Genomic DNA, 6,422 nt, shown 5'->3' on the forward strand with positions numbered 1-6,422 from the left:
AACTCTTCAGTTCAAACCTGTTACTGTTTTCGGTTCCGTTAAGAACCGGTCGCTCACTCAACGTACTGACGATGATTATCCTGTTCTAAAACAGAAAAACCTTCCTCTGATACTTCGTGTGAGACTCTTGATACTTTTGCTATGACTGATCCCGAAAGACCAGCCGCACTCGCTATCAAGCGCCCACACTTATCGGCTGTTAGTTTTTAAAGAGCACATCGCAAGACATCCAACCTCACCACCGTCTTGCGTCGCTGCGTTGTCTGCAGCAGAGAAACGAGATTATGAAGAATCTTTTTCTCCTTGTCAACACTATTTTTTCGCTTTCGCATCAAAATTTGCCGACTTTGGAGGCCGTCCGTTTCGCTCGACGGCCCTCGCCTTGCGACGAGGGGCTGAATATTAGGCCAAGCAAACGCAAATGACAAGCCGTTAGAGCAAACTTTTTCGCGGCGCGTCACTGCCCCGGTTTTGCCGCTCCGGCAACGAACTCCATCGGCACTGCGGCGGCCATGGCCGCATAGCCCGCGTCGCTCGGATGGATGTGATCGCCGCTGTCGTACCGACGCAGAAGCGCGCCCGGACGCGCCGGATCGCGCAGGGCCTGATCGAAATCGATCACGCCGTCGAACGCGCGGCTCGTGCGGATCGATTCGTTGACCGCGGTGCGGATCGCTTCGCGCTCGGGCGGCAGCGAGGCCGGCGTCAGTGTCGCGCCGTAGATCTTGACGCCGCGCTGATGCGCCTGCGCGATCAGCCGCTGATACCCGCGCACCAGCGCATCGGCGTTCACCTCGGTATGCGGCGAGTCGCAATCGAGGCCGGCGTGCGGGGGCATCGCCATGAAGTTGATGTCGTTAATGCCGATCAGCACGATCACCGCGCGCACGCCCGGCTGACGCAGCGCGTCCCGCTCGAAGCGCGACGCGAGCGCCTCGCCGTAGCAGGGAGAATTGCTCAGCAGTCGATTACCGCTGATGCCCGCATTCACCACGCCTATTTTGCCGCCGCTCTTGCGCGCGACCTGCGTCGCGAGCGCATCGGGCCAGCGGCGGTTGGCGTTCAGCGAGGAACGCATGCCATCGGTGATCGAATCGCCGATGGCGACCACCGCATGCGCCGACGCACTGTCCACAGCGACGTTGGTGATCCACGCATATTGGGTAAACCGCGTGCGGAACGCCCCGGCGGACGTATCGTCGGTGTGATCGCCCGGCGTCGAGATGTAGTTCACCTGGCTCGACACGCGATGCCAGGCCACGAGCTTCTGATTCCGCCCCATGAACATGCTGACGGCCACGGGCTCGCGCGCGTCGACGTCGAAATCGACCGGATCGGTCGTGGCTTGCGCGCCGGGCGCGACCGTCACACTCTTGCGGCCGCCGAACGCCACGGGCCGGGGGCTACCGGCGCGAATCGCGGCGGCGCTGCCTCCGACCGCGCGCGCCACGCTCATCGATTCGACGACGAGCGGCTCCGTGCCATACAGATTGCTGATCCGCAGTCGCATGCGCTTGCCGTCCAGTTGCGGGTAGATCAACTGGCGGACGGTGCGGCCCGCGACCTCCGGCGCGCGATACAGCGGCGGCAAGTTCGCGAGTTGCGGAATCGACTGCAGCGCGGTGCCCCACGCGCTGATCCAATGCTCGTTCGCGGGCGGCGCCTCGGCGGTTTCGGCTGCGAACGCGTGCGGCGCGAAATTGACCTGTGCGGCAAGCGCAGCCGCGCAGATCGCGGCGAAAACTCGGAGTTTCATTCGGCGATGGCGTTCGGAAAAAGATCGATTGTGCCTGAAGTGTCATCGGCGCCGCGCGACCTTCCTTGGAAAATGCACACGCGCCAACGACGCGCCCCCGATTGGCCTCACAATGCTGCCAGTTCACCTTCCGCCGGCCGCGACGACTCGCGCACCGAGCATCGAATCAGGCATCTATATAGATATGCAATCGAAAAGCACCGCACTGCTGCAACTAACCTGGGACGAAGACGACGAAAGGCGCTCCGCCCGCTGGCGATCGGAGAGCGGGAACCCGCCGCCGAAGCGCGTCGTGATCGGGCACGATCAGATGACGGCCGATCACGCCTACCGGCTCGCATGCGAAGGCACGGCGATTCTCTGGCGCGGCGACTTCCAGAACGCCCGCCAGTTGTTGCAGGCGATGGCGCGCCGCATCGACAACAAGCCGCGCAAGGCGAAGAAGCCGACGACCGAGCCGTCGCCCATCGATGCATTCAATCTCCACCGTCTCGCGCAGTCCCAGCGCGGACGCACGCTCGCCATGCTCGTGCTGCCGCTCGATGAGGAATACGCCATTCCGCTGCGCCGCGCGCCGAACGTGCGGCAGGCGTGCGAAGAGGCTTATGGACCGCCATCGGATGAAGCATCGGTCGTGTCCTTGCGCGAAGTCCTGGGCCTGGTCGGGGCGCACGAGTGGCGCAAGAAGGGCGTCGATATCGGCGCGGTGGGCGGGAAGATCCATCCTTACTACGGTGTTTTCTCGCCGGTACGGGGCGAATATATCGATCTCGTCGCGAATCAGCCGCTGCCGGCGCGCGATCTGGCGTTCGACATTGGAACCGGAACGGGTGTGCTCGCCGCCGTGCTGGCGCGGCGCGGCGTCGAGCGTGTCGTCGCCACGGACGTCGATGAGCGCGCGCTCGCCTGCGCGCGGGAAAACATCGAGCAGCTCGCGCTCGGCCGTCAGGTCAAGGTCGTCGAAGCGGACATGTTTCCCGAAGGCCGCGCGCCGTTGATCGTCTGCAATCCGCCGTGGCTGCCGGCACGGCCCAGCGCGGCGATCGAGCATGCCATCTACGACCCGGAGAGCCGCATGCTGCGCGGCTTCCTCGACGGACTCGCCGCGCATCTGACGCCGGGCGGCGAAGGCTGGCTCATCCTGTCGGATTTCGCGGAGCATCTCGGCCTGCGGACGCGCGCCCGGTTGCAGGAATGGATCGACAAAGCCGGCCTGAAGGTGGATGGGCGCATCGACATCAAGCCGCGTCATTCGAAGGCGCTCGACAAGACCGACCCGCTCCACGCGGCGCGATCGAAGGAAGTGACTTCGTTGTGGCGCCTCGTCGTCGCGTGATGCTTCAGCCGCGCTCGGCGAGCCACGCGAGCGCGCCTTCACCCGCGACCAGCCCGCTCGCGAAACACGCGGTCAGCAGATAACCACCCGTGGGCGCTTCCCAGTCGAGCATTTCCCCCGCGCAGAACACGCCGGGCAGCGCGTCGAGCATCGAGCGCGCGTCGAGCGCCTCGAATTCGACGCCGCCCGCGCTGCTGATGACTTCCGTGATCGGCCGCGGGCGCAGCAAACGCAGCGGCAGCGCCTTGATGCGCGCGGCGAGCGTGTCGAGTTCGGCGAATTCATCCTTGCTCAGGCACTCGCGCAACAAGCCCGCTTTCACGCCCGTCAGATGCAGGCGGCTTTGCAGATGACTCGAAATCGAGCGCGCGCCACGCGGATGCAGCACTTCGTCGCGCACGCGCCCGGCGGAAATCTGCGGCGCGAGATCGAGTTCGATGACTACGCCCGCGCCGCCGCTCTCGGCGATCCGGTCGCGAATCGGCGCCGACAGCGCGTAGATCAGACTGCCCTCGATGCCATGCTCCGTGATCAGACATTCGCCGATGCGCCAGTCGCGCGCACCATCCGCACGCGGCACGCCGATCGCGACGGATTTGAGCGGCTCCCCGGCGAACCGGCTGCGGAAATGCGCGCTCCAGTCGGCGTCGAAACCGCAATTCGACGGCGCAAAGAGCCGCACGGGCACGCCGCGCGCCGCGAGAACGGGTAGCGCCGCGCCGTCCGACCCGAGCTGCGGCCAGCTTGCACCGCCGAGCGCGAGCACGATCGCGTCGTGCCGAACCTGCTTTTCGCCCGATGGCGTCGCGAAACGCGATACCGACGCGCCTTCGTTCGCCCAGCCGAGCCAGCGATGCCGCATATGAAACGTCACGCCCGCCGCCCGCAGACGATGCAGCCACGCGCGCAGCATCGGGGCGGCTTTCATGTCGGTGGGAAACACGCGGCCCGAACTGCCGACGAAGGTTTCGACGCCCAGTCCATGCACCCAGTCGCGCAACGCGCCCGCGCCGAATCGCGCGAGCAGCGGCGCGATGTCCGCGCTGCGCGCGCCGTAGCGCGCCAGAAACGCGTCGGCGGGCTCGGAGTGCGTGAGATTCATGCCGCCCTTGCCGGCCATTAGAAATTTGCGGCCGACGGAAGGCATTGCGTCGAACACGTCCACGCGCACGCCCCCCGCCGACAACGCCTCCGCGGCCATGAGCCCGGCCGGCCCGCCACCGACGACCGCGACCTTCACCGACCCGATGTTTTCAACTGACGACATGCCCGATTACCCGAAAAAGCGGAGCGCCATTGTCGCATCGCGCGCGCGGGCGCTGAAAAGGACTGTAGACGCGGCGTAAGTCATTAAATAACAAAAAAGAATTTGGTCGGCCGCGCCTGTGCCAGTACGATCCGGCGATTCGTTGCCTCAACAACTTTTTACCGATTCGTCCGATCATGTCAGTTTCCATCGCGCCCGAACGCGCTTCCGCCCGGCCCGCCGCCAGCGATCCACGCCCCGTCATCAAAAGCGCCGCCGATGTTTCCGGTCTCGTCAATCGCGGCGCCGCGATCGGCAGCGATGCGCGCGTCGTCGTCGCCATCGCACTCGGCGGGATTTTCCTCGATGCCTACGATCTCGGCGCACTCGCGTTCGGCATGAAGGACATCGCCCGCGAATTCTCGCTCACGCCGACAGGCTCCGGCTTCGTCGCCTCGGCGATCACGTTCGGCGCGATCATCGGCGCGTTTCTCGGCGGCTATCTCACCGACAAGATCGGCCGCTACCGCGTCTTCATGGCCGACATGTTCTTTTTCGTCGTCGCGGCCATCGCCTGCGCGCTCGCGCCCAACGCGTGGGTGCTGGGCGGTGCGCGTTTCGTGATGGGCCTGGGCGTCGGCATCGACTTGCCCGTCGCGATGGCCTTCCTTGCGGAATTCTCGCGCCTGCAAGGACGCGGCAACAAAGCGGCGCGCGTCGCGATGTGGTGTCCGGTCTGGTACGCCGCGATCAGCGTGTCGTACCTGTTGGTGCTCGGTCTGTACGCGGTCTTGCCCGAACACAATGCCGGCTGGCTCTGGCGGCTGATTCTCGGCTTCGGCGCGGTGCCGGCGATTGCGATCATCGCGATTCGCAGCCGCTACATGAGCGAATCGCCGGTCTGGGCGGCGAATCAGGGCGATCTCAAGGGCGCGGCCGCGATCCTCAAGCGCTCGTACGGTATCGATGCCCGCGTCGACGAAACCGCCGTCGCCGCACCCAAGGCGCGCGGCGCGACGTGGAGCAACTACGGTGCGCTGCTGCGCGGCGTGTATTTGCGCCGCACCGTGCTCGCGACGGTCATCGCGATCGCGTCGTCGTTCGCCTATAACGCCGTCGCGTTCGGCCTGCCGGTCATCATCTCGAGCTTTCTCGCGCAGTCCATGCTCACCACGATTCTCGCCTCGCTTGCGCTGAATCTGTGCTTCGCGTTCGCGGGCGGGCTGTTTTCCGTGCGCACGGTGCCGAAGTACGGCGCGTGGAAGCTGTCGGTCGTCGGCTACGCGTTTCAACTGACGGCGCTCATCGGGCTGGCGATCGTCGGAAAGCCGTCGACGGGCGCGGAAGTCGTCATCGCCATCGCTTTTCTTGCGGCATTCCTGCTCGGGCAAGGCGTCGGGCCGGGTTCGCACAGCATGACGTTCGCGTCGCTGAGCTATCCGACTTCGCTGCGCGGCGTCGGCGTCGGCTTCAATCAAACGCTGATGCGCGCCAGCTCGACGGTTTCGCTGTTCCTGTTCCCGGTGCTGTCGGCGGCGCTCGGCACGAAAGTGTTCTGGATCATCGCCGTCGCGCCGCTCGCGGGCCTCGTCGCACTGCTCGCCGTGCGCTGGGAGCCGTCGGGCTACGACGTCGATGCGGAAGATTTCGCCGCGCAACAGCCGCGCTGAGCCCTTCCCTTTTCTCTGACACCCGCATCCGGAGCGGCGGCGAGCAATCGCCGCCGCTCTTTTCGTTTTTTCGCCGTCCGGCACGCCGCCCCCGTCTGCACTAGATTGAGATAGCGCGCGCATCTCGCGCGGCCAGTTCCGCGTCTTATGCGGAATTACCCGAGTACGTCTCAAAAACTCATTTACCGACCGTCCGGTCGGTTTATAATCACCGGACAGCGACTATCCAAGAGCGAGTGCCGCCATGTACACCCAATCCCTCGACCTCCCGAGTCCCACGCCCGCAGCCGAGGCGCCCCCATCCGCGGCCTCGCCCGAGCAAGCCCGTTTCGACGCGGTCATGCAGGCCGACGGCAAGATCGAAGCGCAGGACTGGATGCCCGAGGCGTATCGCAAGACGCTGGTGCGCCAGAT

At 65.4% G+C, this 6,422-nt stretch carries 4 protein-coding genes and 1 pseudogene; 3 read left to right on the plus strand and 2 right to left on the minus strand.

Annotated elements, in window-relative coordinates; translation table 11 throughout:
• Positions 1–457 precede the first annotated feature (457 nt).
• Positions 458–1,756: an SGNH/GDSL hydrolase family protein gene (locus AWB70_RS37895; RefSeq protein WP_053567097.1), complete on the minus strand. Its 1,299-nt coding sequence runs from the start codon at positions 1,754–1,756 to the stop codon at positions 458–460.
• A 184-nt stretch (positions 1,757–1,940) separates the two neighbouring features.
• Between AWB70_RS37895 and AWB70_RS37900 the strand changes: the two genes are divergently transcribed.
• Positions 1,941–3,092: a methyltransferase gene (locus AWB70_RS37900; protein ID WP_053567098.1), complete on the plus strand. Its 1,152-nt coding sequence runs from the start codon at positions 1,941–1,943 to the stop codon at positions 3,090–3,092.
• A 4-nt stretch (positions 3,093–3,096) separates the two neighbouring features.
• Here the strand turns inward: AWB70_RS37900 and AWB70_RS37905 are convergent, their stop codons facing one another.
• A complete protein-coding gene (locus AWB70_RS37905; protein ID WP_053567099.1) occupies positions 3,097–4,359 on the minus strand; it encodes a TIGR03862 family flavoprotein in 1,263 nt (420 codons plus the stop codon).
• 176 nt (positions 4,360–4,535) lie between these two features.
• Between AWB70_RS37905 and AWB70_RS37910 the strand changes: the two genes are divergently transcribed.
• Positions 4,536–6,008 carry an MFS transporter gene (locus AWB70_RS37910; RefSeq protein WP_053567100.1) on the plus strand — a complete coding sequence of 491 codons (1,473 nt, stop codon included), beginning with the start codon at positions 4,536–4,538 and terminating at the stop codon, positions 6,006–6,008.
• A 244-nt stretch (positions 6,009–6,252) separates the two neighbouring features.
• Positions 6,253–6,422, plus strand: a pseudogene (locus AWB70_RS38620) (1,2-phenylacetyl-CoA epoxidase subunit PaaA); the annotation flags it as partial.

This window comes from Caballeronia cordobensis (genome assembly GCF_001544575.2).
Lineage (GTDB): Bacteria > Pseudomonadota > Gammaproteobacteria > Burkholderiales > Burkholderiaceae > Caballeronia > Caballeronia cordobensis.

What these genes read in the sequence shown, in the direction of transcription:
- AWB70_RS37905 (WP_053567099.1), bottom strand. Translation starts at nt 4,359, where the DNA reads ATGTCGTCAGTTGAAAACATCGGGTCGGTGAAGGTCGCGGTCGTCGGT.
- AWB70_RS37910 (WP_053567100.1), top strand. Translation starts at nt 4,536, where the DNA reads ATGTCAGTTTCCATCGCGCCCGAACGCGCTTCCGCCCGGCCCGCCGCC.
- AWB70_RS37895 (WP_053567097.1), bottom strand. Translation starts at nt 1,756, where the DNA reads ATGAAACTCCGAGTTTTCGCCGCGATCTGCGCGGCTGCGCTTGCCGCA.
- AWB70_RS37900 (WP_053567098.1), top strand. Translation starts at nt 1,941, where the DNA reads ATGCAATCGAAAAGCACCGCACTGCTGCAACTAACCTGGGACGAAGAC.